Here is a 25,999-nt window from a genome sequence, read left to right on the forward strand (position 1 = left end):
ACGGTCACATGGGGAGCTTTCTGAACTCCCTCTCAAGCAGGGTTACCATCTTTTCGCCCAGCGTCTCGGGGGAAGCGATTATAACCAGCCCGGCACCTTTGGTCAGCAGTATATCCTTCAGATGGAGAACAAAGCGCAGAACAGCATCCTCTCCGTTGTGCAGCACAAGATAATCCACACTGTCCAGTATAACAAAGGTGTCCCTGTCAACGCTCGTTGTTACCGCATGGAGGAGCGGTGCGAGGGCAGTGGGAGACACGGCATTCGATCCCCCAACGTTGCTGAGCCAGATGTAGGAGGCACCACAGCGAAGGTACACCTCCGGGAAGCGAGTAACGCCGAGAATTTTCTTGCCCGAGAGGAGGCGTAAAACCGAGTCAACAGACATCGATCTTACGAGGTACGGCCCGGGCGAGATGGTGGACGTGCCGTCAAAAACAACATGGGGTTTGACGTGCGTCGCAATCGCCCGCCTCGTGGTGATGGAGCAAACCATAACAATCCCCATGCCGAGGGCAACCAGGACATCATCCAGAATCTTCAGAAACTCCGAGGATACCACATCATTAAGCACATTGACCCCGTAACCCAGCAGAAGTAGCAGGCTTCCAAGGGTAAGGGCACGAAAAACGCCCTCACCAAGGGTGTCTCTGATAACCCTACGTAAAGCCATGAAGGAGTAAATCGCCCCCATCACCGCAATAAATGCCACAACCTCTGCCGCAAGTTTCACATGTTCGTAAGTGATCATCGTTTCAACATGATGGGCGGGGTTTATATCCTTTTCGCGAGGGTAAGATGTGGCCTTTGAAGCTCCACACCGAAAAATTTATAAAGCAACCTCCCGTCTATGACTTCGGGTTAAGGGCCGGTAGCTCAGCATGGTTAGAGCGCGGGACTCTTAATCCCGTGGTCGGGGGTTCGAATCCCCCCCGGCCCGCCAGACCGCGTTTCTTCTCGACGCGTTCCGTTTGAGAAGGGATGCGTTTGAGTAACGTAAGGAGTTAGGAAAATGAGTTTTGAAAGATTGGGCTTATCGGAGGCCACGTTAGTGGCGGTTAGAGAGAAGGGTTTTGAGACCCCAACGGACATTCAGAGGGAGGTCATTCCACGTCTTCTATCGGGCGACGTCGATATAATCGGCCAGTCCCAGACCGGGACGGGAAAGACTGCCGCCTTTGCGCTCCCCATAATCGAGGCGATTGATCCGAAGATAAAGGCCGTTCAGGCGATAATATTGACCCCCACGAGGGAGCTCGCCCTCCAGGTGGCTGATGAAATCAAGAGCCTCCGCGGGAGGAAGAGGGTTTACGTTTACGCCGTCTACGGCGGTCAGCCGATAGGGCCGCAGATAAGGGCACTTGAGAGGGGAACCCATGTTGTAGTGGGGACTCCTGGCAGGGTTCTCGACCACATAAGGCGCGGAACCCTCGACCTGAGCTCCGTAAAGTTCTTCATCCTCGATGAGGCCGACAGGATGCTCGACATGGGCTTCATAGATGATATAGAGGCGATTTTCAGGGAGACGCCGAGAAAGAAGCGCGTGCTGATGTTCTCCGCCACGATGCCGCCGGAGATAAAGAGGCTCGCGAGGCGCTACATGGGTGACTATGAAGTCATAAGCGTCAGCAGCGACGAGCTCGTCCCGGAGATGGTGGATCAGGAGTACATAGAGGTCGTTCCGGCGAGGAAGCTCACGATGCTCAGGAAGATACTCGATGACACCGGGGACTTCTACGGCATAGTCTTCTGCGCCACCAAGAGGGAAACCCGGGAGCTGAGTGAGAAGCTCAGGAGGGCCGGCTACAGCGCCGAGGCACTCAACGGCGACATGAGCCAGGCCGCGCGCGAGAGAACCTTCTGGCGCTTCAAGACCAAAAAAACCAGGGTTCTCGTTGCGACGGACGTCGCCGCCAGGGGCCTCGACGTGCAGGACATAAACTGCGTCGTGAACTACTCCCTGCCCATGACGGCCGAGGACTACGTCCACAGGATAGGCAGAACCGGCAGGATGGGCAAGAAAGGAAGGGCGGTGACCTTCATAATGCCCGGCGAGTTCAGGAGGCTCCGCTACATCGCCCAGACCGCGGGCGTTGAGATACGCAAGTCCGAGCTGAGCGAGGAGATTCCGCGCGAGTACCGCGAGAGATATGAGAGGGAGAGCCAGAGGAACAGCGGTTCAAAGGGCTACCGCAGGAACCCGGGCCACTCGAGGAGCTACGGCAGGGACGGAAGAGGCAGAAGGAGAAACTACTCCGACGGCTACTCCCACGATTACCGCTATTGAGTAGCCAGGTAGATGGTGACGACCAGGTCGTTGCCCTCTATCTCAACCCATATTCAGACCGCATCGCTCTTCTTAACAGCCTTCCCCCCCAATTTCATTCATTGGGGAGAGGGGAGTAGAGGGCAACTAAATCCTTTTAACCATCGGGGTGATAGTATACTATCGGGGTGGTAGTTTGTACTTCGATGAAAGACCCAAGGCCAGGAGGGAGGATCTCTATGACAGGGAGAGGGAGTTGGAAGATATACTGAACTCCATAAACTCACGGAAGCCCCTCATACTGCTCAAAGGAATACGCAGGCTTGGAAAGACTTCCCTCCTAAGGGTGGCCCTCAACGAAGCGAAACTCCCTCACGTTATAGTTGACCTCCGGGGAGTGAACCCCAACTCAAGGCGCGACCTCTACCTTCGATTTCAGGCGGCGCTCAATGAATACCTCCTGAAAAACGCGCCCCTGCTCAAAAGATTGAAGGACAAGATTAGACTTATAGACGGCGTGAGAATTTCCGGTGTTGGAGTCTCGCTCTCGTGGAAGAACCCCGAAACGTTGTATTCACTGGTCTCTGCCCTTGAGAGCGAGGGGTTCCTAATAGCGTTCGATGAGGTTCAGGAGATTAGAGGGCCGGCCGGAAAGGGGCTGGCCTCATTAATAGCCCATTTCTACGACTACGGAGAGACGAGCTTCATATTAACTGGAAGTGAGATTGGACTGCTCTATGAATTCATAGGTATTGAGGACCCCACCGCCCCCCTCTATGGAAGGGTTTTTCACGAGATAGAGCTTTCACGGTTCTCAAGAGAGCAGAGCATCGATTTTTTGCGTAAAGGCTTTGAACAGGCAGGGATAGAAGCCCCCAGTGAAATTCTGGAAGATGCAGTTAATAGGCTTGACGGCATAGTTGGGTGGCTCGTTAAGTTTGGGACGATCTCTCTCAGAGAGGGGCTGAGCAAAAAAACGGTAGATATAGTTCTTGAAGAGGCTTCAAAGATGGCTTTGGGAGAGCTTGATCGCTTCCTTGAGAAGAGACCCCTCGCAAGAAAGCGATATTTGACGGTTCTCCATGCGATAGCCCGGGGGAGAAACACCTGGAGCGAGCTAAAAAGGGAGCTTGAAAAAGCGGAAAAGCGTGAGATAACGGATGCAACCCTTGCAAGACTCCTCGACGCCCTCCTAAAGGCCTCGTTTATAGAGAAAAGGGTTAACGGCAGGAACATCACCTACCACATAGCCGACCCCGTGTTAGAGTTCGCGTTGAAGGGATGAAAGCTTTTAACTCTGCGGGACTCTATCGGTACACGGGACGTTAGCTCCCCAGCGACCTTTGCTTTTACAAAGTTTAACCAAAATAATTCTCAAAAAAGCATCTGAACCCCCATCAGCACTTGTGAAGATTCGTGGCTTCTTTGTAAAGGCCTCTTGAGAGGCTGATTTTCATTGGGAGTTCGCGTTGAATTATGGAGCTCTTCTCAAACTTGCAATTCTGGGTAGGGTTTTCTCCTCGGACGCCCTTCGGGCGTCTATTTAGAGCAACCCCTCACAAAGAGAACACTCCAAGAAGGTTCCACAAAAAGGGAAAACGGTGAGTAAGGAAAATCAATGTCACAATGGCATTCTAAAAAGAGAGCTACGAACTTTGATGAAACTTTCGCTCGGCAAACAAGCTTTTGGGAAAAGCTTGACCAAAAAAGTTCCCTTGTCGTTTAAAAATGGATAAAATCAGGTATGCACTCTTAAAAATTACACTTAAAGCGTTGGTTTAATGTCAAAAATCAGCCCTTTAAAAGGTTTCACTTTTGTTCTGGCGTTCTCCGAACGCCTTGTGGTGAGTGAAACCCTGTAAGCTTGCAGTTGAAAGGTAAACCACTTGAAAAACAAGCATTTTCAAAATCGCATGCAGTCTTTCCGCCAGCGCTTGCGAAGGAAGCTTTTGGGAAAAGCCTCACCAAAAGTTTGTAGCTCATCGTTAAAGGCGTCATTACAATCCAGTTTTCCAAATTAAGGACTTTTCTGAGCGAGAACAAATTGCAAAGAGCCCCTTAGAGGGGGTTTGCTTTCCTCTGACGCCCTACGGGCGTCTTTTTAAGGCTAAACCAAACCAAAAGATGCAATCTCGTGCGTTCTCAACATTCAAACACACATTAAAGAGAAACCACTCAAGGACTTGGCTTCGAGAAGGAGCTACAAACCTTGATCAAACTTCGCGAAGGCGAAGTTTGTTTTCTGGTGGGCCCGCGGGGATTCGAACCCCGGACCTCCACCTTGTAAGGGTGGCGTCATAACCATCTAGACCACGGGCCCGCCCGAAATAGGAGAAGGGAGGGACGTTATAAAATTTTCTACTTCTCGACGCCCCTGCGAACCTTCACGGCTAAACCACTCTGGAAGACCTTTAGCTCCTCGCCGTTGAGGAGGGTCTGTCCGGTCGCGAGAAGCTCATCGCGCTCGTTCACCACCAGAACCTCATCGTAGGGCCTTATCTCCGGATCGGCGTCCACCACAAACTTGGCGAAAACGTTTTTTCCGCGCTTCGCGAACGGCTCCGCATCTGAATTGACCACTACCCTCATCCTCGGGAACGGCAGAATCTCGTGAAGCCTCTTTGCACCTTCGATGCCAAGTGTTAAGAGGCCGTCCTCAGCCCTGAAGGTCGCGAGGTGTTTACCTCTGGCCTTTATCTGCCTTGGCATTCCTGTCTTCCGGGAAAGCTCGACGAAGGCATCTTTGAAAGCCTCGCCGGCACCTTCGCCGAACTGGTACTCAGCTATGGCCATAATGTAGCTCCTCGCCTCTCCCCCGGCGGGCTTGGTTATGGTGAAGTCCTCCTCGCCCTCGCTCTGGGCGAATGGATAGCTCAGGCTGAGGTACTTCGGAATCTCGCCGAATATAGGGTGTTCTATTACCTCAGAGAACTTAGTCTTAACGCGCTCTGCCCTCTCATTAGCCCTCACCGCAGTCGGCCAGCGCAGTGCCTCCTCGCTCACCTTGAGGAATGCACTCGCTTTCGTCACCGGCTCGTTCTTTTCGAGGTAGTCCCTGTACTCCAGCAGTCTCTTGTAGGCGGCGAACATCTTCGGGTGGGAGCGAGCCCTCTCATCGACGAGCTCCCAGAGGGTTCCCTCCTTTATCGCCTGCTTGACTCTGTTCAGCTCCTCACGGATTACCCAGAGGTTGTGAAGAGCCAAGAGCCTCGTCCTCTCTTCCTTCGGCATCTCGCGGAGTTCCTGGGGAGTGTAGCGGGAGCACACGGGGCAGGAGCAGGGGAAGTATTCAAGCTCCTCAAGCCTCTTCGTCCCCTCTGGCGTCAGGTAGCGGTCGTCCTTCGCGTAGAGGGCATAGCTCGCCGAGTCGAAGAGGTCGATTCCCATCGCGACCGCTAAAGCAAAAATCATCGGGTGTCCTGCTCCGAAGAGGTGGACGGGCCTGTCGGGCCTGAGGCCGAGCTTTGAAGCTATCACAACGTCCACCAAATCGCGGTAGCGATAGCTCTCCATGAGTGGAACGACGGCTCCGACCGGGTGAATCTCGAAGTTCATCTCGCTGAGTTTCTTGGCAGCGTAGGTTCTCAGGTCGGGATAGGTTGAACCCTGCACGGCTGCGTTCATGGCAATGTTCTTGACTTCCTCAGCTTCCTTTGCCCTTTCGAGGGTTATCCTGAGGTCTTCCTCGGCCTTCTCCCTTGGCGCGTCTGGTGGAGTGGGAATGTCGAGGAAGGTGCCTATATCTACGCCTATCCTCTCCTGGAACTCGATTATCTCCCTGTTCGTGACGTCCACGCCACCGTAGCGCATGAGCTGGAAGGAGCCAGAGTCAACCTCGATTATGCCGTCGTAATCGAGGAGCCTGTGGATTCCAAGCTCAAGGGCTTTCTCTCTGAGTTCGGGCGTCTTGTAGATGATGTACGAGTTGGTGATCACCATTCCAAAGCCCATCTCCTTTAGCTCCCTGGGTGTCACTATCAGCTGCTTCGGATTGATGACGGGCATTATGGCGGGTGTTTCTATCGTCTTGCCATTAACGGTCAGCTTTCCTATCCTCCCGGCGGCGTCTCTCGCCTTGACCTCAAACTTGAACTCGACCATCTCTCAACACCGCTAGGCCCTTCGGTGGGGGGTTTAAAAGCCTTCGCTAACTGTTCTTTTTGAGCGAAAGTTTTAAAAGTTTTTGTGATTAAATGTGAGCATATGGTGGTGAAAGAGAAACTCTACACGCTCAAACAGGCGAGCGAGATACTCGGAGTCCACCCGAAAACAATCCAAAAATGGGACAGGGAAGGAAAAATCAAAGTCGTCCGAACCCCCGGCGGGCGGAGAAGAATACCAGAGAGCGAAATAAAACGCCTTCTTGGCATAAAACCCCAAGAAGGCCTGATAATCGGTTACGCGAGAGTCTCCAGCCGCACGCAAAAGGGCGACTTAGAACAACAAATCAATGCAATAAAAGAATACGCAAGAGAAAAAGGCTGGCAAGTCCAAATCCTTAAGGACATCGGCTCCGGATTGAACGAGAACAGGAAAAACTACCACAAACTCCTTGAATTAGCCGCAAAAGGAGAAGTCTCAAAAGTCATCATCACTTACCCCGACAGGCTCACCCGTTTCGGGTTTAGAACACTACAATTCTTCTTCCATCAACACGGGGCAGAAATAATAACAATCCACGAGAAGGACAAAACACCAAAAGAAGAACTCATCGAGGACTTAATAACCATAATCAGCCACTTTGCGGGTAAACTCTACGGAATGCGTTCCAACAAGTACAAAAAACTCAAAGAAGGTGCTAAAAAACTCATCAAGGAGGTCGAGAGTGAGTGAAAATCGTCCTCACCTACAAGATGAATCACAATTGGAGCGTTGAGGACTTACTCACAGAGTATCAGAAACTCCTTCAGCGTGCGATTGACGAGATTTGGGAGAACACGACTTGGAAAGAAAAGAAGGCAAAACACCGCTACCCCATCGGAAACGGAAAATACAAGTATTATGAAACAACCAGACTATTCCCTTATTTTCCAAAATCCAACGAGTTCAAGAGAGAATTGAGGAATAAACTCCTCAAGGACTGGCCTTTTGCGAAACACTACGTTGATTCTACCATAAAGACTGCCTACTCAATCCTTGAGAGCTGGAGGCAGAACTACCTGAAGGGGAGGAGGAAGAGAAAGAAACCAGTCGTGAAGAGGAAGTTCGTTCGGGTCAAGACAACGTTGATGAAGGTTGAAGGTTCAAAAATCAGGATAACCGTCAAACCGAGAAAGAAATACCTTGAACTCGACTATTCTAACGAGTGGTTCTACGAAAGGATTAAAGACTGGAAGGTTGGTGAGCTGATAATCAGGGAGAAAGACGTTTACCTCACCTTCTCAAAGGAAGTAGAGTTTTCGAGAAGGATTAAAATCGGAGTTGATAGTAACTTAATGAGCCTCGATGTTTATCACCCTGAAAAAGGCTGGATTAAGGTTGATTTGAGCGAGTTGCACGGGATTGCAGAAACTTATGATAGAATTATTGATAGGCTCAAGAGTATCCAGAAGAAGGCTCCTAAGAGGATTTCGAGACTCCTTCAGAAATATTATGCCCGCAGGAGGAACAGGATTGAGGATTACCTGAACAAGCTGGTCGTTCAATTATCAAGGGAGTTTCCCGATACGGTTTTCGTTTTCGAAGATTTAAACAAGTTTAAAATGCTGGAGAACGGTTCGAGGGATTTTAATCGCAAACTTTCCCGCTCGACTTGGGGTAAAATTGTCCAAAAACTCTCTTACCGTGTTCCAATCGAGTTTGTTAATCCCGCTGGCACTTCCTCCACCTGCCCGAAATGTGGGAGTAAGTTGGAGTCCCGAAACGGGCAGGTGGAGTGCCCCAACTGTGGGTTTAAATCAGATGGGCAGTTTGTTGGAGCGTTCAATATTTTCGTGCGGGGACTTGGGGCCGCCCTGAGAGGGGGTGAGGCCCGTGATTTACTCCCCTATGAACCCGGAGGGGAGTTGAGGCTGGTGAACCCCAAGTCCGTCGTGAGGGTGGACTTGAGCGGGAGGACGTTCACTCACGTTCCTTCCTAAAAACTCACGACGGACAGACCCCTAAGCCAGAATGGAGATGAGAACATAAGATACCGCACCCGCGAAAACAGGCGCGATTACCCAGCCCTTAACGATTCCCACGAGGAGTTTGAGGTTCACGTGCTCGCCCTTGTAGAGGCCCAGACCGCTTATGGCGCCGACTATGGCCTGACCCGAGCTGACGGGCAGGCCTATCAGGTTGGCCGAGCTGACGGCCAGAGATGCCCCAAACTGGCTTGAAAAGGCCGAGGTCGGCCCGAGGGGTGAGATGTCCCTTCCAACCGTCATCATCACGCCGTAGCTGAAGGTCAGCGCTCCAAGGGTTAGGGTGAGCGCCAAAAGGAGCTTAAATGGTCCATTCACTCCGAGCCCTTCCATCAGCCCGGCGACGTTGGAGAGCTCGTTGGCGCCGAGGTTGAAGGCTGAAAAGGCCGCGGCAGTGAATACGAGCCACTTCTGGGCAAGCTCGAGGTTCCGCAGGCCTTTGATCCTCTTTAGAATCGGCTTATAGAGCCTGTAGATTGCCACCGCAAAGAGCGCGGCGACGATCGGTGAGAGAACCCACGCCGATGCTATCCTGCCGACAGTCCACCAATCAACCGGCAGTCCGAGGGCGAGGGAAGCCCCGACAAGGCCACCTATTATGGACTGGGTCGTTGAGATTGGCCTTCCCCACAGGCTCGCGATTGTTACGGCCGAGGCTGCGCTGAAGAGAACGAGACCAACCTCGCCCGCTGACATGCCCCTGGCCAGCCCGGAGACCGTTCCGGAAACTCCGGAGCCGCCGAGAAAAACGCCTAAGGTGGTGAATATCCCTATGAGGAGCACGGCTCTCTTGAAGCCTATAACCCCTGACCCAACGGCTGTCCCAACGGCCTTTGCGCTGTCGTTCGCGCCTATCGCCCAGGCCATGAAGAGCGCCGTTATCATCGTCATCACTATATTCTATTTGTTGCCCCATAATCTATATAGTCTATGTAGTTCAGGAATGAGGGCTTAAAAGGGTTTCGCCGGGCAAAGTCTCATATCCTTCGGAGGAGGACGGAGAGATAGCCGTATATGTGGAGGACGAGATAGAATGCCGCCCAGAACCAGACTATAACCGGAAATAGGAGTGCGTTTATCAGCCTTCCGCCCTCGAAGAGAGTCGGTAAGAGCATCGTGAAGGTCTCGAAGAACCACCAGAGGGCGAAGAACTCAAACTGCCCTGTGAGGAGGAGAAGCGGCGGAACGATCACATCGAAAAACGCCACGACGTCCGAAAGGAGCAGAAACGTCAGGTCCTTCGTGAAACCTCCCCCGAGATTCTTCAGGTCGCCGAGAAACCAGCGCCTCCTCTGGCGCCAGAGAACGGCGAGGCTCTTTGGCATCTCCGTCCAGACCCTCGCGCGTGGGGCGTAGACGACCTTTCCAAGCGCCTTGACGGCCCTTGTGGTGGCGTAGTCCTCGACGATGTCCTCAACGAAGCCGCCGATCCCCTCAAGGGCCTCTCTGCGGAAGGCAGCTATCGGGCCGGGGGCGAGGCTCAGGTCGTCCAGCTCCTTCGCCCTGCGGAACATCGCTATCCTGAGGTGCTCCGCATCTTGAGCAATCTCAAGGAAAGAGCCCCCAGCGACGCGAACCTGTCCGCCAACGCCGAGGACTTCATCCGAATAGAAGCGCCTCACCAGCTCCTTAACCGCATCGGGTTCGAGTCTGCTATCGGCGTCGGTCGTTATTATAATCTCTCCGGAAGCCTTCGAGAGGCCGAAGTTCAAGGCTCTGGCCTTTCCACCGTGCTCCATCCTGTAAACCTTCAGCCGGGCGCTCTTGACCGAGGAAGCTACCTCAAAGGTGTTGTCCCCGCTCCCGTCGTCGATCACTATAACTTCAAAGTCAGGGTAATCCTGAGAGAGGGCGGACTCTATGGCCCTGAGAACCCTCTCCCCTTCGTTGTAGGCGGGGATGAGTATCGACACCGCGGGAAGCCATCGTCCGGTTTGGTACTCTCTGAAGATGTGCAGTATGTAATTAACGAAGAAGTACCCATCCCAGAGCAGGAGAACGGCAAGGCATGGAAGGAGCGGGTCCATGGCGGATGAATCGAGCGGAGACTTTTAACTTTTGCCACTCCACGTATGACCGACAGTCCACCTCCAGTTCCATAACGGCGAGGGGATATCAGGGCAATGGCAGTACGTGATCAGGGTAAACAACAATCCCGCTGTCGGTTATCTTATACGGCCGGATGGTACCGTCGAAGGAACTACCCCGGAACTTTGTTATCCTGATGCCCCTGGCAAGCTTCCCCTGCAGCTCAAACATCCTGAGTTCGATAACCCCGCTAACCAGGTACTCCTCAACATCCGTTCTCTGAAGTTCGGAGGTTAGTATCACCGTGGTCTTTAACCTCCCCACCGCTTTGACAAAAGTAAGAAACGACCTCCGGTACTCGATATCGTCCTTCGTGGCCACCTTGAGCATGGTTATCGGGTCGATAACAACCCTGTGATAGTATCTCTGTTTGAACTGCTCCTTTATGGCGGCCAGCATCTTGTCCATGCTCTCCGCAAAGGACTCAAAGAAGTTCTCCATGAGAACGTACCTCTCCGCGGTCGGGGTGGCGTCTATCATCGTAAAGTGCAGGTCACTGAGGTTGAAGCCAAAGTTCATCATGTCCGCCTTAAGGTTCTCCGCCGGTTCCTCCAGTGTTACGTACAGCACGTTTTCACCGTTATGCACTCCCGCCATTGCAAAGTGCATCGCCAGGGTAGTCTTACCCGTACCCGGCGCTCCCTTAACAAGATACGTCCTACCGGAGACAAGGCCCCCGTTCAGCATGAAGTCCAGCCCGGGGATTCCAGTAGAAACCCGCTCCCCCATGGTTCACTTCCCCTAGATTATTCTGTGATGGCTGGTGTATAAGAATCTTTCGAGACCGTTCGAAGGTCCGGCCCGACCTCCTCCCCGCCCTGAAGGGCGAGGGTTCCAGCGAGGAACCCCCTACCCAACTGGCAGGGAGGTTTGGGGGGCTTCATTAAAGCCCAATTCAAAGTGGGCCTTCAGCCCCTCGGGGAGGGTCTTCCCCCCGTTACCCCTCCTCTGAGCATAAAGACCGCTCAGATTCGGGGTTATGGTTTTCATCACCTTCTTTAAAATGTTAAAGGCACCAACCAAGTCAGCATTGAAGATAAGCCCCGTTGCGGGACACTTAAATAATCCACGAACAAACCTCGCCCCCTGGTGGGGCTTCCCGCAAACGGGACAAGTTTTAGAAGTGAAAGCTTCATTAACAACCAAAACTCGAATACCATATTCTTCCGCAACTTCCGTCAGGCGTTTGATAACTGTACTAAACCGCCAGATGTGGGAGAGGATGAAGTTTTGCTTACTGCCCTTCTTGGAGTTTCTTGCAATGCCTTTCGGATAACCAACAACTATTCTGGAAACGCCCAAATCGTAGAGCTTCTTAACTGTTTGCCTTACGGCAGTATTAATGTAATGCTTCGCCTGAAGCTTAACCTTCTCATGCATTCTCCTAAGTTTTCTACTCTTTTTAGCTCCACTCTTATTGAGTTTTGACTGATAATCGGCAATTTTTCTTCTCCAGTAAAAGTCAATGCTCTTTAACGGCCTCCCATTGACCAGAAAACTCTCCCCATTCTCAACATAAACGGCCATTAAGTTATTCACTCCCAAGTCAATTCCCGCTGAAAGGCTTCCCTGGAGAGTTCTCGGAAGCTTAACCCATTCCGCACCCTCAAGTTTTTCCTCTACCGTGAGGCTTAAGTGAGCATACCACTTCCTCTTAACGGAGTCGTAAGTGATTTCTAACCGCCCTTGCTTCCCCTTCAAGTGTATTCTGCCCTTAAACTGAATTTCCAGACGTTTAAATTTTCCAAGGCCTTTTAGAATTAACTTGTTGCCTTCAATCTTATACTGGTCGTTTCTGAGGACGATCAAGGGTCTCCTCTTTTCATCTTCTTTGAGGTAGTTTGGTGGTTTTGGTTTAAGCCAAGAGGGGAGTTCTCCGTTCTGCTTCTTCCGAAGGAGTGAGAAGAAACTCCGCCAGGCTTCCGCGTTCTTCCTCGCTATTTGTTGAAGGGTTGCTGAGCCTATTTCTCTCTTAAACTCCTTATAAACGGTCTTCTCGGTTGAATTAAAGTCCACGATTTTGCCCTCGAAGAATTGCTGTCTCCTCAGGTAGTTTACCCTGTTCCAGGCTTTAGCTCCAGCGTCGGCTAACTGGTGGAGGATTTTCGTCTGTTCTTTGCTTGGTTGGAGTTTTACCGTTACCGTTCTCTTCATCCTGAGGTATTGTATGAATTTTAGGCTTTAAAAAAGTATCGCTTTCCTGCTCGAAGGCTGGTTGGGTTGTTTATTGCATCCCCGCTCTGAAGGGCGAAGCTTTCAGAAAAAAGAGTAACCTTAAAGTACCATTGAGGATACAAAATAATCGTGGTCATTATGGCGGGGGAGAAAGAATTCCTGCTTGTGCTGAAGGAGGGGAGTCTCAAAATAGTGGACTGCGAAACCAGAGAAACGGTATACAGCTTCACAATCGATGAGCTAGCGGAGATGATCGAGTTCCGCTACGCAACCCCGTGGAACAAGAGCAAGGACATTCTGGAAAAGTTAACGTACGTTCTGAAGGACATTGAAGATGCATACAGGTCCTCCAGAGCAGTATCTCCCAATAAAGAGGACATCATGAGGGAGGTAAAACTGAGGATGCACGGGACGCGGGAGGATTAAACCGGCAGGAGATAAATTTATGAACCGCCAGGTTATTTTTCACAGGTGAGCATATGAGGGACAAGCTTGTCGTCATCACAGGAGGGGCAGGATTCATAGGCTCCCACATCGCCTGGGAGCTCGTCAAGGACAACGAGGTAATCATAATCGACAACCTCTACACCGGGAAGGAGGAGAACGTTCCACCGGGGGCAAAGCTCGTAAGGGCCGACATAAGGGATTACGAATCAATAGCCGAGCTGATAAGTCAGGCGGATTACGTTTTTCACGAAGCCGCTCAAGTCAGCGTCGTCGAGAGCATTCGCGATCCGGTTTTCACCGAGGAAGTCAACGTCATCGGCACGCTCAACATACTGAGAGCCCTCCTGGAAGGTCAGGGAAAGCTGATTTTTGCATCCTCCGCGGCGGTCTACGGGGACAACCCGAACCTGCCCCTGAGGGAGACCGAGAGGCCGAAACCGCTCTCACCGTACGGCGTAACCAAAGCGACCGCGGAAGAGTATCTTCGGGTCTTCAACGAGCTCTACGGAGTTCCAACCGTCGCGCTGCGCTACTTCAACGTTTTTGGCCCGAGGCAGAGCGCCAACCAGTACGCGGGAGTTATAAGCATCTTCATCAACCGCGCGCTGAAGAACGAGCCGCTCGTCATCTTCGGCGACGGCAAGCAGACGAGGGACTTCATCTACGTTAAGGACGTCGTTAGGGCGAACATACTTGCCGCCGAGAGCCGGAGGAGCAACGGAAGGGTTTTCAACGTCGCTACCGGAAGGCAGACAACAATACTCGAGCTGGCAATGAAGATAATCGAGATAACCGGGGCGACAAGCTCAATACTCTTCGACAAGCCCAGACCAGGGGACATAAGGCACAGCCTCGCGGATATAAGCGAGATCAAGAGCCTTGGCTTCGAGCCGGAGTTTTCGCTGGAGGAAGGGCTGAAGAAAACGGTGGAGTGGTACTCTAGGGACCACCCCGCGGGGGAGTGATCAACTCCCGGATTCTTTTTTCAAGCAGATTTTGCCCGTATCTTTCAATCAAGGGGGATGTTAAATTGAGCCCCACCAGGTTCCATTTGTCGGAATATGGAGTTATGAGAAGGGTTTTCTGTGAAATCTGCTGGGAAGGCGATTCAGGGGGGATCGTGGGAAGAGAGGCAATGCTAATAGATTTCGAGCTTGAGAGGGTTATGGAAGACGTCGTCTGGGGAGGTTGGGGGTTAAAGGTAAGGTGATAGTAGAAATTCCCCAGATCCCATGCGGGCTCTGGATTAACGTACTTCCTGACGAAGAGATAATCGATCAACAGGGGGCCTCCGCTGTACTGGCCGAGTCCAACCGAGCCGTATTGGCCAGGAGGGACGTTGTAGTAGGCCATTGAATTCCCGTTCTGATAAATGGCAATGGCATCGCCGAGGGAAATCATATCAACGAAACTCCACCGCCCCACAGTGTACCGTGAACCGGAAATTCCGTAGTTCCAGGACACACTGTTTTTATCCAGCTGGAGGGAGTTAACATTGAACTGAGTCTCTCCATTCAGGGGAATCTGCGTGAACCAGTAAGCAGTACCAATTCCCTCACCGTATCCTTCTCCAGACGGCAGTATCCAAGGAAGGAAAAAAGAACCAAGGGAAACCGGAATGTCCCCGAATATAGATGAAATGACGTCATAGGGATTCGTCATATCATCCGGCCCCAGGGAGACTACAGCTCCGACATGGTATGGTGCAGGGAATCGACGCTTCGTCCAAATCCACTGCCCCGGATAGAGTGACAGAACGCCGTTCGAAGGAGGAGAAACACCCCCCCGCGAATTCCAGTTGGAGAGGTCGTTAAAGTCATCGTAAAGCAGGAAAACTTTGTCCGGATCGTTGTGATCAGCACACGGGTTTCCTGAGCCACCGTAGTTGATGTATATCTCCGTCTGGGAATTAGCGGGAATGTTGGTAACATTCAGCCAGAACCACGCTGAGGAACCCTGCGAATCAGCCCCCTGGCTCTCCATCCAGTAATACAAACAATCTCCCGAGGCGTTTGTGAAATAGACGGTGTCCCAGTTGAAGTTGGGATCCGAAATCCCAAGCCCGACTGGGATCGTATACCAATTCAGCGGAGCATTGCTTCCAGTTATAATCATGGCCTGAGAATATTTTTCGTCATAGGTACCCAATCCGACCTTTTGAAGAGCCACAAGGATTGGTTTACCCGCATCGGAGGCATAATCCTTTGAGAGCACCACCACCCTGGTTTTTGACACATCAACCCACGAAGCGGGCACCTGTGATACGCTGACGTTAAATGCAGTTCCCCCGGGAAGACCTCCCTGAGGCACAACAAGCGTACCATCGGAAATACGCTGGCCGGAGGAATTATACAGCACAACCGTAACTTCGGAGCCCTCTGGCAGATCCCCACCAAGAATCAACTCCACATGTACCACATCACCAAGCGGGGTATACGGATTGTATCTCCCGTCAGTGGTCCAGAGGGCGTACCTTCCCTCACGAACAGGGCTCACGAGGTAGTTTGAGCCAGCCCCAATCTCCTGAGCGCTGATGTTAATCCCAGGCACGGCTAATCCAAACGTTCCGAGAATTATGATTAAAACCAGCGCAGTTGAAGCCGTTCTGATCCTTGTTAGCATCTTAAAAACAGCTATGGACGGAAAAGTTTAAAATATTATCCCCCGGGTTTCGGTTTCCACCCTGAAAAGGAGGAAGAAAGAATCTCAATCACTTCCTTACGCTGAAGCCCATGGCCTGCCTCTGCTGAAGCTCCTGTGCCTTCTGGGCGAGCTCCCCCAGCTGTCCCTCCAGCTTTCTGAGAGCCTCCTGAGTCTTGGCTATCGCCTCGTCGTACTCCTTTATCCGCGCGTCCAGATACGCTATCGCGTCGTCGAGGTTCTTCTCGATTGCGTAGCCGGCGCCGACGCTGACTATCGCGTTCTCCTTGTCGTCTATGTGAGCCTTCAGGAAGGAGCCGGCCCCGATCGGCACCAGTATCTCAGGTTTCTCCTCCTCAACCTTCTTGAGTTCCTCCAGCGTCTCCTTGACCGCCTGGAACTCGTTCCTCCCGAGGGTGAGCAGTTCGAGGTTCTGAGCTAAGAGCTGCGCCTGGGCCTGAAGGAGCTGGTACTCGTAAGCGAGTTTCTCCATCTCGTTCATCTCGGCCATTTCACACCACCGGGGAGACTACGCGGGGAGGCTTTTAAGGTTTAGGTCAGGTTAACCTCTTCCCGAAGAGCAGGAACCATTCGATGGCCCTAATGTGGAACATGGTGGTGATACCCTGTAGTTCGGCCCCCCATAGAAATCGCCGACAACCAAAAATTTTCAGCTATCCCGCAGTTCAAACGGCAAATTTTGGAAAACTTCCCAACAGAACCTGTAATTCTGCCGGGCAAGGGTTTTAACGTCCGTCCCCAATTCCCTCCGGTGGTTGTGATGCTCAGGGCAGTCTTCTTCGATTTCGTGGGCACGTTCATAACGAAGGAGGGCGAAAACGTTACCCATCAGAACATCGTGAGGGAGGTTCTCAGAAGGGCCGGGAGGGAAGACCTCGACTATGTGGGGCTATGGGAGGAGTACGAGGCCGAAAGCTCCGCCATGTTCAAGGAGCTCGCAGGCAAGCCCTACGTCAAAATCCGGGACGTTGATATCGAGGCCATGAGAAGAGTGGCCGGGCGCTACGGTTTCACCGTCCCCGGCGACTTCTGGGAGATAAGCATCGCCATGCACGAGCGCCATGGCCAGCTCTTCCCCGATGCCGTTGAGACGATTGAGGCCCTCAAAGAGCTCGGCCTCCACGTTGGAATAATAACCGACTCGGACAACGACTACATCGAGGCCCACCTGAAGGCACTCGGCATCTACGACCTGTTCGACTCGGTAACCACCAGTGAGGATGCCGGCTTCTACAAGCCCCACGAGAGACCCTTCAGGCTCGCCCTCGAGAGGGCCGGCGTTGAAGCGGGCGAGGCCCTCTACGTCGGCGACAACCCGGCCAAAGACTGTACTGGGGCGAAAAACGTTGGAATGCCAAGCGTTCTCCTTGACCCGAATGGAACAAAGAGAGAACTGTGGGGAAACTGCGACTTCGTGGTATCGGAGCTTAGGGAAGTCGTCGAAATCGTGAGGGGACTGATGGAAAAATGAGTTCTGAATGGTAAAAAAAGAGTAACGGGGGTCGGCAACGGCAGGGTTCTTCATCGCCTTGGCGGCTCGCCTAGCGAAATTCTCGTCATTCCCCTCCTCTTCATTCCTTGAGCCTCTGGTAGGCCGCGTAAAGCCTCTGGAGAACGGTTATCCAGGCCAGGACTGCAACTGCGTAAAGGCCGTACTCAACGTGGCCGAAGAGCGCAGTGATGATTATTATAAGCAATCTCTCGGCCCTTTCGGCTATCCCAACGGCCAGCCTTCCGGAGCCGGCCAGCTCGGCCCTGCAGCGCTCGTAGCTAACCAGGTAGCTCCCCATGAAGGCGATAAAAGCCACACGCCAGTCGGCGAGGTTTCCAAGGGCTATTCCAAAGAGCACAGCGCCGTCGCTTATCCTGTCGAAGGTGGAATCGAGGAAGGCCCCAAACCTGCTCGTCTTCCCGGTTAATCTCGCGAGCGTTCCGTCGAGTGCATCTACCAGCGAGCCGAGGAGCAGAACGAGGGCCGCTATGACCTGCTCGCCGCGGTAGAAGAAGTACGCGCCGGCGAGGCTTATCAGCAGGCCGAGGACGGTTATCGTGTTCGGCGTAACGCCGGCCCTCGCGAGGGGCCTGACGATGGCCTCAAGGTAACCCCTAACGTTTTCGCGGTAGTTATTGAGCACCATCCGCAACCCTCACTCAAGCTCGATTATCTTTTTGCCCCTCTCCTGCGGGATTATCTTGAGCTTTGCGTTCTCAAAGCTTTTCCTCAGGCCCTGCCCTTCAAGGAGTCTGTCCAGGAAGACTGCCAGAGCGGCAACCTCGCTGTGAGGCTGGTTTCCGACGCCGACGTTGTAGTCCGCCATCTCGTAGACCTCCCTGGGCACCTTCTCGGCGCCGACGACGACGAGAACGTCCCTGCCTCCCTTCAGCTCCCCCTGTATTTGGGCCATCGCGTCGTCGATGTGGATTCCATACATCGTGAGGTGGACTATCACCCCACCATTCTCCTTCCATTCCCTCAGGATTCTCTTCCAGCTGGGGTCGAAGGCTATCTCAAAGGGTCCCCCCCAGCGCCTCACGACGTCCTCGACGCTGTCCCTCACGTGCTCGTCCACTTCGGCCGCGATGATGATTCTATCTGCCCCGAAGGCCCTCGCCGTCAGGGCCACGTGGGTCGTTATCCTCTTATCCCTCTCGGGTCTGTGTCCAAGGCGAAGGACGGTTATCATCCCACATCACCCGCGAATATTTTCCAGTAGCGCGTGAAATCGTCGCTCCACTCCATGTCCCTGTAAAACTCGTACATGGCTTTTATGCTTTGCTCCATCTTGCCCACACTGTATTTCTCCACCACCAGGTTCAATTCATCGTCGCTGGGGGCAGACGAGAGGATGAAGAGCGCGTAAAGCCTCTCATTTTCGTTGAGGTTGTTGACCAGCATCATCAGCTTCGAGCGCAGCTCCGGCTTCAACCTTCCGCTCACGACGCTTATGAGTCTGTCTTCGATGTTCGCGATGAAGTCCCCAGTAACGTCAACATGCTCATGACCGCTGAGCTCCGTCGGGCTCTGTGCCACCATCCTGTAGCCGTTCTCGGTTATTATCTGATACAGTCTGGGGAAGTACGGACTGGCCAGGTACTCCTCCAGGGAGCCTATGAGGCCGTGCTCTATGTCCACAATGTACCAGCCGTCCGCGGTGTAGAACTCCGTCACGGGCCTCCGGGTGCAGTCCGTCCCGTTGTAGAGAGTTACGATCCTCGCGGGGATGTCTATGGAGCGCAGCATTGCAGTCATGAGTATCTGGCCCTCCGCGTAGCTCAGCCTGTCTTGGAGAAGTATCTTATCCGGCTCAAGGGTGGAGGTCGTGTCTCCGAAGGAGTAAGTGCGCATTATCCAGTCATAGATGGCCTTCGCAGCACCTGGCTCGGAGCTGGCGTTTCCAATTATCCCAAGGGTGAGGTTCCTGAGCTCCCCCCTGTTGAAGGAGGGGGTTGAGTTGTAGCGCTCGGACCAGTAGCCGTCAACGAGGTATCCGTCGGTGATCCAGTGGTACTTGAGTTCATATGCGTCCTTAAGTGTTCCGCTGTCCGCGTTCCATGGCCTCCATGTTACCTCCAGGGGTACGCTTTCGATGACGCTCTTCTCGGAGCCGCCTATTCTGTACCGGAGCATCGCCGAGATGTACCCTTTCCTGTATGCGTACGGGGCCTTCACAGTGTACCGGAGGACTATCTTACCGTTCTCGCTGATGCTCTCCGGAAGCGCATCTGCACTGAGCACCTTCATTCCATCGAGGAGGTCAAGCCGGATGTCCACCAGGTCGATCGGAGCCTCCAGCTTGTTCTTCACCGTGACCGTTATCGTGGAGGTCTCACCGCCACGGAGGGTCTCTGGCCCGCTTATCCCTAGTCCGATTTCGTCCGAGGGCGTGGCTCCCGTGGAAACGAACACCCTGAACTGGCCGTAGAAGCCGGTCCAGCTCCGCTTAAGCTCATCGGTCAGTTCGAGGGATAGCTTGAGGTTGTAGTGGCCGGGTATGGTCGGGGCCTTGAGTATCCAGACCAGCTGGACGGACTGGCCCACGGGCAGAACGTCGGGGAACTTCGGTTCCTGGAGTATCTGGAAGTCCTCGTCGCCCAGGACGAGAGTCGCCCCGGTCAGGCCCACCTTCCCGGTGTTGTTAACGAACACGATGACGTGGAGCGTTCCATCGGGCGCGACGACCGTTCTGTCAACCGAGAACCTAACCTCCGCCGGCGGCTTGAAGAGGCATCCCGAGGCCACCACTATGAGAATGAGGAGAGGAATCAGGATGGCTTTTCTCATTTTCATCTTCCAAACCCTTTAAAGCCCCCAACCGTTAATAAGTTTTAGGTGGTGGCGATGATAACCCTGACGACGGACTTCGGGCTTAAAGGGCCTTACGTCGGCGAGATGAAGATGGCGATGCTGAGGGTCAATCCCAACGCGCGGCTCATTGACGTTACCCACTCGATAAGAAGGCACTCCATCGTTGAGGGCTCCTTCGTCATGGAGCAGGTGGTGAAATACTCCCCGGAAGGGACCGTTCACGTCGGCGTTATTGACCCCGGGGTCGGAACGGGCAGGAGGGCGGTAATAATCGAGGGGGAGCAGTTTCTCGTCCTTCCTGACAACGGACTAGCAACCCTCCCAATGAAACACATCAAACCCCGGCGAGCCTACGAGATAGATTTCGAGAGGATAAGGCGCTTCACGGGCTGGCGGATAAGCTCTACCTTCCACGGCAGGGATGTGTTCGGTCCCGCCGGGGCGCTCCTCGACGCCGGCATTGAGCCCGGCCAGATAGGAACTGAAATTCCCCTGGAAAGCCTTGTCAGGCTCAACGTGGAGCCGCGGCGCGAAGGAGAGAGCTGGCTGCTCACGGTACTCTACATTGACGACTTCGGCAACGTGATCCTCAACCTCGAGAACTATGGGACGCTGAGGGTGGTGGAGCTTCCCGACTTGGGGGTCAGGGTTCCATACCTCGACACCTACGGCCAGGTGAAGCCCGGAGAACTGCTTGCACTTCCTGGAAGTCACGACTACCTCGAGATAGCCGTCAATCAGGGGAGTGCCGCTGAAAGGCTCGGTCTGAAGGTCGGGGATGAGGTGAGGGTGAAGTTGATTGGAGGTGATTGAATGGTCAAGCGCGGCCTATTCGTCGGCCGGTTCCAGCCGGTTCACAACGGCCATATAAAGGCGCTCGAATTCGTTTTTTCACAGGTTGATGAGGTGATACTGGGCATCGGAAGCGCCCAGGCGAGCCATACGCTGAAGAACCCCTTCACGACGAGCGAAAGGATGGAGATGCTGATCAGGGCGCTGAACGAGACGCACCTGGCGGACAAACGCTACTACCTGATTCCGCTCCCGGACATAAACTTCAACGCCATCTGGGCGACCTATGTAGTGAGCATGGTGCCGAGGTTCGACGTCGTCTTCACTGGCAACTCTCTGGTTGCCCAGCTCTTCCGCGAGAAGGGCTACGAGGTCATCGTCCAGCCGATGTTCAGGAAGGACATCCTCTCTGCGACCGAGATCAGGAAACGCATGGTTGAAGGACAGCCCTGGGAGGAGCTCGTGCCCAAGAGCGTGGCCGAGTTCATCAGGGAGATAAAGGGCTGCGAAAGGATAAAGATGCTCGCGACGAACCTCGAAAAGAACGAGAAGGAGTTGCAGGCGCCGATAAGAATTCCGGAGTTCTAACCCCCTTTAGCACTGTCCTTTACTCCCTTATCACTAATCGAGTTAGCTTTTTAACTGTTCTTAGGTAGAAACATAACGGGTAAATATGAAAGTCACGACATGTTTTTCGGCCGGTGAAGGAGATGTCCATAATATTCACCCAACTCCACGAGGAAATTAAGTATACAGCAAAGCAGATTGGGCTCAACCTGATTTCCATCCCATGGCTCATGGCGGTTATCTACCTCTTCACCAGCTGGACTCCCCTTTCGAGCGCCGCCATTGTCGGAACCTCCAGCTTCTCCATCGCCGTTATAGCCGCTCTATTCTTTGGAGGTTCTATAGTCCGGGAAAAGTTCCTTGGAATCCACGAGATGCTCCTCAGCCTTCCGCTCGACCCGGTCAGGCTCATGCTCACGAGAACCCTCGCGAGCTTCGTTATTGGAATAACCGGAATTGCACTGGGGAGTGCCGTGGGATGGTTCATCACACTCCACGTGAGCACTCCAATACCCCTAACAACTGTGCTCTTCGGGATTCTAATCTCGGCTCCAGCGCTCTTCAGCTTCACTTTTTTGGTGATTTTAATAACGCTCCTCTTTCAGTCAAGGTACCTCGACATAGCGAAGTTCATCATTTTCTTCACGGCATATTTTGCACCCGCGTACATTCCCAAGTACTTCGGAGTTGGCCTCTCGTTGGAGACCGCACTGGTGTTATCGCTCCTGCTGTCTATAGGGGCACTCGCGGTCTCGTTTTCGATTATCCGTCCCTTAGGGGAGAAGCTTGCCGAGAGGATAGTGTTAGTGTGAGGTAGCGACGCCTTTGATATCCAGTGGGGCTGCATAAGTCCAAAACAATGAAAACTACCTAAAGTTGTAAAGTTTTACGTTTTTGGCATTTCTAAAATAGAGTTCTTGAAGAATTACTTTTTTTTTAAAAATTTAATAACTCCATGTTGCTAACCCTTAGTTTAGGAAAGAATTAAATACTCAAAATACCATTAGATATCGGTGATCCCTGTGGGATGGCTGTGCTACGCGATATGTGGAACAATTTGTGTTGGGGGTTGTACAGCAGCTTGCGGTGTTACTTCAGGGGCAGCACTGGCCGTAGCTTCCCAAGGATTAATGGCAGGAGGAACTGCAGCAGCATTTGGGCGTTGAAAGGTGAGAAGCAGTGTCTCAGTTCATTCGTTCTTTTACTTTTTTCCGAACGAATTCTGGTAACGAATATCTATTCGATGATATAACCGGAGTGGTACTTCAAATTCCGGCGGAGATTAGCTCACGAATTAAACATATACTCTTCGATAGTACAACACCTGCTGAGGCCTTAATAAAGGTTTACAAAGAAGCACCTGAGGAAAATAATTATGCTAGAATTTACAAAATTTTAGAAACTCTGATCTCTAATTTTGGAGCATTTTACAGGCTTCCTATGAAGATCAGTACCTCTGAAATAGAAGAGGGTATTTTGCAGTATATGATCCTAAGAGACGGGCTTTATGAGCTACTTCTGGAAGTTACTGATAACTGCAATTTCAGATGTCGGTATTGCGTATTCGGGGGTAATTATAAAGATTTCAGGACCCATGGATATTCGTTCATGACACTGGAAACTGCAATAAAAGCCATTGACCTGTACTTTGAGTACCTAACGGAGGGAGCGTTATTGAATCCAATGAGAGAGCCAACTATAGCTTTCTATGGAGGAGAACCTCTTCTTAACTTTAAACTTATTGAAAAGTGTGTTGAATATGTGAATCAGACTTATTCTGATGAATTTGCCCCTCGATACACAATTACAACTAATGCTTCCTTGATAACTAAAAAAATAGCAGAATTCCTTGTCAAAAATGATTTTGATGTGTTTATAAGCTTGGATGGACCTCAAGAGGAACATAATCGGAATAGAGTCTTGGCTAACGGCAGAGGTACTTTTGACCTAGTGATAAGGGGCATATCTAACCTTAAGAATGCCCAGAGAAAACACGACGGCTCTAACAAGGAGTATTTCGCCCTAATCACATATGATCCAAAGTCAAATTTATATGATATCACGAAGTTTTTTGGTGAGGAATCACCAATAAAGCCAATATTTGCAAATCCCGTACGTTCTATGGGTACTACGTATTATTTGCCATTTACTGAAGAAGACTACATGAATCACGAGAAGATGTTACGGGAACTCTTTAAGAAATTCCTCAATGATTCTCGGAACGGTCACAAGTCAGCCTTTTCTGAAATTTTATTTGGTGGTCCTGGATCTTTAATGTTCTATCGGAACATGTTAAGCCGTAAGAATCCAACGGCAATATTCACCTCAACTTGTATTCCAGGGTTTAAATGGTATGTAACCACCGGTGGGAAGATTCAGGTATGTGAAAGGGCACCCTATAGCACCATAATCAGAGACGTCAATAAAGGTCTGGATTTCTCTGCAATAAAAACACTAATTCAGAGGTACTTCAAGTTGATAGTGGATAAATGCAATTACTGTGGCCTAGCCCACAGTTGCGCAAGATGCTTTGCATACATGGATTCAGAGGACTGTACTCTCTTTAAACGCTGGGTGATTGACGGATTAAAAACAGCATTTACAATATATGAAAATAATCCCGAGTATTTTGAAAAAAGATTGTCAGTGCTAAAAGAAAAAGGTGGAATCTATGCCGTGGAAATTCTTTAAGCTATACCCCTGGGTATATTACTGTAAGGGAACAAATGGAGCAACACTCTACGACTGGTTGAACGGGAAAATACTGAGTCTAAACAATGAGCAGGCAAAAGTGCTGGAAAAACTAATAAATGGGGTCTTTGAGGAGGATATTCTCAAGCAGGATAATATACTGGCCAAGTTGAGGGACTTTGGGTTTGTTTCTTCGGATAATATTTACATTGACAATCTCACCTTAGGTTCAAAACTTCAAAAAGTGATGCAATTTATAAATACTTTCCATGTACAGAGACTTGATTTAGTACTTAACACGCCATGCGACAGATATGAGTCATGTCCCATAAGAAATTCTATGGTTGTATCTCATGCATGTGAATCCTGCTTAGGATGTGCAAAAAAGGATATGCCAGACAGAAATATTAACCCTAAAAAACTGGCAGAGCTGTTAAATGTGTTTAGGCCTCAGGTGGTGACTCTAAGCGGGGGAGAACTGTTTAGTGATGTTCCTTTAGTCAATAATGTGTTATCTCTGCTTTTAGAGTCTAAATATCCCGATATAGCCGTTTTAATAATGCCTTTGCATTCCATTGTGAAATTCAGAAGTGAAGTTGCTAAACACACGAGTATGTTTTTAGAACGGGGCAAAAAGCTTGCACTGACTGTTGTACTTACCAAGCATGAGTTCGAAGGCATCCCGAAAATCTTAGGAATGATGAAAGAACTCAATATTACTCTGACATTTGTGGCGTATATGAATCTTGATAAACCCCCTGCAGAGATACCAGAATTGAACAGCTTACAAAAAACTGTCACAATAGTATCCGCTTTCTATTCTCTCAGCGGGCGGAACGTTCTTGAGAATCTTGAGAAATTTTTAAACATGCAATACGTGAATCCCTACATAGTTAACTCTCCAGCAATTGAGAACTTAATAAATGCCATCGAGTATGGCTATGCCAGTTGTTTATATGGAAATCTCATGATAGACCTTCCTAATGGGATTATAACTCCATGTAAAGGATATTGCCTCCTGAATTATATCCAGAAAGAATTAAACCGAAAAGCACTTCAGAAGGTTATGTTGTTATGGGAAGACCCATGCCGAGATTGTTCCCTAAAAGGAGCGTGCACTATATGCCGTTCGATAGTTGAATCCATTAATATCACTCCCCACTCATGTCCAATATGGGAAAAGCCTTGGAGGTTTAAGAAATGACTCACAAGATGATCAAATCTCCTTTAATGGAGGAAGTTAAATACACTGCGAAAGAGCTGGGAACCCTTGGAGTGAGCGCCCTGGCGAACGTAGCTATAATCTACACGGTAATCCCCATTCTCAGCCCCGGTCTTGAGAATGGACTAACCCTTGGAATGCTGGCAGTAGCGTTCTCCCTCATGGTCAGTATCATCGTAACCTCCCCCGTATCATGGGCCAAGACGATAGGAACACTGGAGATGCAGCTCTCAGGCCCCTTCTCTCCTCGGGGAATCCTTCTCCTAAAGGCTGTGGTCGCTTCCATCTATGGACTCCTCCCTATCGGGGGAGGCCTTGCAATTGGAAGCATAGTCAGAACGTTTATTGGAGCGAAAACCACCCCGTCCTTGCTATTCTTTACCATGATCTCCTGCATTCCCCTGCTCTTTGCCTTCAGTCTGCTGTTCACACTGTTGTGTGCCCTCGTGGAGCAGAAACACCTCGATTTTCTGAAAGTTGCTGTGTTCATGGTAGCCTACCTCCTTCCCCTGTACCTTGCGAGATACTTTGGAGTCGGCCTTTATCTCTCAAGCGCCCTGTTCATCGCTCTTCTCATCCTGTCGCTTGTGCTGGCAGTTTACTTTGCAGTACTCAAGTACTATGGAGAAAGGCTCTCGGAAGCCATAATCTTGGTGTAA

The 25,999-nt window shown here is 51.4% G+C and carries 24 protein-coding genes and 2 tRNA genes; 14 read left to right on the plus strand and 12 right to left on the minus strand.

Annotated elements, in window-relative coordinates:
• Positions 1-4 precede the first annotated feature (4 nt).
• Entirely contained in the window at positions 5-751 is a 747-nt protein-coding gene (locus tag FH039_RS09430) for a DUF835 domain-containing protein (RefSeq protein ID WP_139681111.1), read from the minus strand.
• Positions 752-865: 114 nt separating this feature from the next.
• Between FH039_RS09430 and FH039_RS09435 the strand changes: the two genes are divergently transcribed.
• The 3 genes from FH039_RS09435 (at position 866) to FH039_RS09445 (ending at position 3,551) form a co-directional block, all read left to right on the plus strand.
• Positions 866-943, plus strand: a tRNA-Lys gene (locus FH039_RS09435).
• Positions 944-1,012: 69 nt separating this feature from the next.
• Positions 1,013-2,287 carry a DEAD/DEAH box helicase gene (locus FH039_RS09440; protein ID WP_240703210.1) on the plus strand — a complete coding sequence of 425 codons (1,275 nt, stop codon included), beginning with the start codon at positions 1,013-1,015 and terminating at the stop codon, positions 2,285-2,287.
• Positions 2,288-2,462: 175 nt separating this feature from the next.
• Positions 2,463-3,551 carry an AAA family ATPase gene (locus FH039_RS09445; RefSeq protein ID WP_139681112.1) on the plus strand — a complete coding sequence of 363 codons (1,089 nt, stop codon included), beginning with the start codon at positions 2,463-2,465 and terminating at the stop codon, positions 3,549-3,551.
• Positions 3,552-4,509: 958 nt separating this feature from the next.
• On the opposite strand, the gene FH039_RS09450 is transcribed toward FH039_RS09445, so the two are convergent.
• Positions 4,510-4,586, minus strand: a tRNA-Val gene (locus FH039_RS09450).
• A 38-nt stretch (positions 4,587-4,624) separates the two neighbouring features.
• Positions 4,625-6,367 (minus strand): tRNA guanosine(15) transglycosylase TgtA, encoded by a 1,743-nt coding sequence (tgtA, locus tag FH039_RS09455; RefSeq protein ID WP_139681113.1) that lies wholly within the window; start codon positions 6,365-6,367, stop codon positions 4,625-4,627.
• A gap of 102 nt (positions 6,368-6,469) precedes the next feature.
• On the opposite strand from tgtA, the gene FH039_RS09460 reads away from it, so the two are divergent.
• Together FH039_RS09460 and FH039_RS09465 are read left to right on the plus strand one after the other, a co-directional pair.
• The gene (locus tag FH039_RS09460) at positions 6,470-7,099 is read left to right on the plus strand and encodes an IS607 family transposase (protein ID WP_139681114.1); all 630 of its coding nucleotides are present in this window, start codon (positions 6,470-6,472) and stop codon (positions 7,097-7,099) included.
• Positions 7,096-8,346 (plus strand): transposase, encoded by a 1,251-nt coding sequence (locus tag FH039_RS09465; RefSeq protein WP_240703211.1) that lies wholly within the window; start codon positions 7,096-7,098, stop codon positions 8,344-8,346. The genes FH039_RS09460 and FH039_RS09465 overlap by 4 nt, the downstream gene beginning before the upstream one ends.
• Positions 8,347-8,367: 21 nt before the next feature.
• Here the strand turns inward: FH039_RS09465 and FH039_RS09470 are convergent, their stop codons facing one another.
• The 4 genes from FH039_RS09470 to FH039_RS09485 form a co-directional block, all read right to left on the minus strand.
• Entirely contained in the window at positions 8,368-9,276 is a 909-nt protein-coding gene (locus FH039_RS09470; RefSeq protein ID WP_139681804.1) for an inorganic phosphate transporter, read from the minus strand.
• 92 nt (positions 9,277-9,368) lie between these two features.
• Entirely contained in the window at positions 9,369-10,418 is a 1,050-nt protein-coding gene (locus tag FH039_RS09475) for a glycosyltransferase (protein ID WP_139681115.1), read from the minus strand.
• Between the two features lie 88 nt (positions 10,419-10,506).
• Entirely contained in the window at positions 10,507-11,208 is a 702-nt protein-coding gene (locus tag FH039_RS09480) for an RAD55 family ATPase (protein ID WP_139681116.1), read from the minus strand.
• Between the two features lie 120 nt (positions 11,209-11,328).
• Entirely contained in the window at positions 11,329-12,633 is a 1,305-nt protein-coding gene (locus tag FH039_RS09485) for an RNA-guided endonuclease InsQ/TnpB family protein (protein WP_139681117.1), read from the minus strand.
• Positions 12,634-12,783: 150 nt separating this feature from the next.
• Between FH039_RS09485 and FH039_RS09490 the strand changes: the two genes are divergently transcribed.
• Both FH039_RS09490 and FH039_RS09495 read left to right on the plus strand, forming a co-directional pair.
• The gene (locus tag FH039_RS09490) at positions 12,784-13,080 is read left to right on the plus strand and encodes a hypothetical protein (protein WP_139681118.1); all 297 of its coding nucleotides are present in this window, start codon (positions 12,784-12,786) and stop codon (positions 13,078-13,080) included.
• A gap of 53 nt (positions 13,081-13,133) precedes the next feature.
• Entirely contained in the window at positions 13,134-14,066 is a 933-nt protein-coding gene (locus FH039_RS09495) for an SDR family oxidoreductase (protein WP_139681119.1), read from the plus strand.
• Here FH039_RS09495 and FH039_RS09500 read toward each other — a convergent pair.
• Both FH039_RS09500 and pfdA read right to left on the minus strand, forming a co-directional pair.
• The gene (locus tag FH039_RS09500; protein ID WP_139681120.1) at positions 14,041-15,723 is read right to left on the minus strand and encodes a DUF2341 domain-containing protein; all 1,683 of its coding nucleotides are present in this window, start codon (positions 15,721-15,723) and stop codon (positions 14,041-14,043) included. The genes FH039_RS09495 and FH039_RS09500 overlap by 26 nt on opposite strands.
• Before the next feature lie 88 nt (positions 15,724-15,811).
• Positions 15,812-16,252: a prefoldin subunit alpha gene (gene pfdA / locus FH039_RS09505; RefSeq protein ID WP_139681121.1), complete on the minus strand. Its 441-nt coding sequence runs from the start codon at positions 16,250-16,252 to the stop codon at positions 15,812-15,814.
• A gap of 270 nt (positions 16,253-16,522) precedes the next feature.
• Between pfdA and FH039_RS09510 the strand changes: the two genes are divergently transcribed.
• A complete protein-coding gene (locus tag FH039_RS09510; protein WP_139681805.1) occupies positions 16,523-17,233 on the plus strand; it encodes a TIGR02253 family HAD-type hydrolase in 711 nt (236 codons plus the stop codon).
• 100 nt (positions 17,234-17,333) lie between these two features.
• On the opposite strand, the gene pgsA is transcribed toward FH039_RS09510, so the two are convergent.
• Genes pgsA through FH039_RS09525 form a run of 3 tightly spaced genes read right to left on the minus strand, consistent with a single transcriptional unit; the run spans position 17,334 to position 20,050 of the window.
• Entirely contained in the window at positions 17,334-17,900 is a 567-nt protein-coding gene (gene pgsA / locus FH039_RS09515; RefSeq protein ID WP_139681122.1) for an archaetidylinositol phosphate synthase, read from the minus strand.
• A gap of 9 nt (positions 17,901-17,909) precedes the next feature.
• Positions 17,910-18,446 (minus strand): tRNA (cytidine(56)-2'-O)-methyltransferase, encoded by a 537-nt coding sequence (locus FH039_RS09520; protein WP_139681123.1) that lies wholly within the window; start codon positions 18,444-18,446, stop codon positions 17,910-17,912.
• Positions 18,443-20,050 (minus strand): transglutaminase-like domain-containing protein, encoded by a 1,608-nt coding sequence (locus FH039_RS09525; RefSeq protein WP_139681124.1) that lies wholly within the window; start codon positions 20,048-20,050, stop codon positions 18,443-18,445. Before FH039_RS09525 ends, FH039_RS09520 begins: the two co-directional genes overlap by 4 nt.
• A 51-nt stretch (positions 20,051-20,101) precedes the next feature.
• On the opposite strand from FH039_RS09525, the gene FH039_RS09530 reads away from it, so the two are divergent.
• The 6 genes from FH039_RS09530 to FH039_RS09555 all read left to right on the plus strand — a co-directional run bounded on the left by FH039_RS09530 (position 20,102) and on the right by FH039_RS09555 (position 25,999).
• Positions 20,102-20,881 carry an SAM hydrolase/SAM-dependent halogenase family protein gene (locus tag FH039_RS09530; protein ID WP_139681806.1) on the plus strand — a complete coding sequence of 260 codons (780 nt, stop codon included), beginning with the start codon at positions 20,102-20,104 and terminating at the stop codon, positions 20,879-20,881.
• Positions 20,882-21,448: a nicotinamide-nucleotide adenylyltransferase gene (locus FH039_RS09535; protein ID WP_014013529.1), complete on the plus strand. Its 567-nt coding sequence runs from the start codon at positions 20,882-20,884 to the stop codon at positions 21,446-21,448. It abuts the gene before it with no gap.
• A 113-nt stretch (positions 21,449-21,561) separates the two neighbouring features.
• Positions 21,562-22,239, plus strand: coding sequence for a hypothetical protein (locus tag FH039_RS09540; protein ID WP_139681125.1), 678 nt, complete (start codon positions 21,562-21,564; stop codon positions 22,237-22,239).
• A 367-nt stretch (positions 22,240-22,606) separates the two neighbouring features.
• On the plus strand, positions 22,607-24,118 hold the full coding sequence (locus FH039_RS09545; protein ID WP_139681126.1) for a radical SAM protein: 1,512 nt from the start codon (positions 22,607-22,609) through the stop codon (positions 24,116-24,118).
• Complete coding sequence (locus FH039_RS09550; protein WP_139681127.1) at positions 24,099-25,322, plus strand: hypothetical protein; 1,224 nt, start codon at positions 24,099-24,101, stop codon at positions 25,320-25,322. The genes FH039_RS09545 and FH039_RS09550 overlap by 20 nt, the downstream gene beginning before the upstream one ends.
• Positions 25,319-25,999, plus strand: coding sequence for a hypothetical protein (locus FH039_RS09555; protein ID WP_139681128.1), 681 nt, complete (start codon positions 25,319-25,321; stop codon positions 25,997-25,999). Before FH039_RS09550 ends, FH039_RS09555 begins: the two co-directional genes overlap by 4 nt.

The sequence above is a fragment of the Thermococcus indicus genome (genome assembly GCF_006274605.1).
Lineage (GTDB): Archaea > Methanobacteriota_B > Thermococci > Thermococcales > Thermococcaceae > Thermococcus > Thermococcus indicus.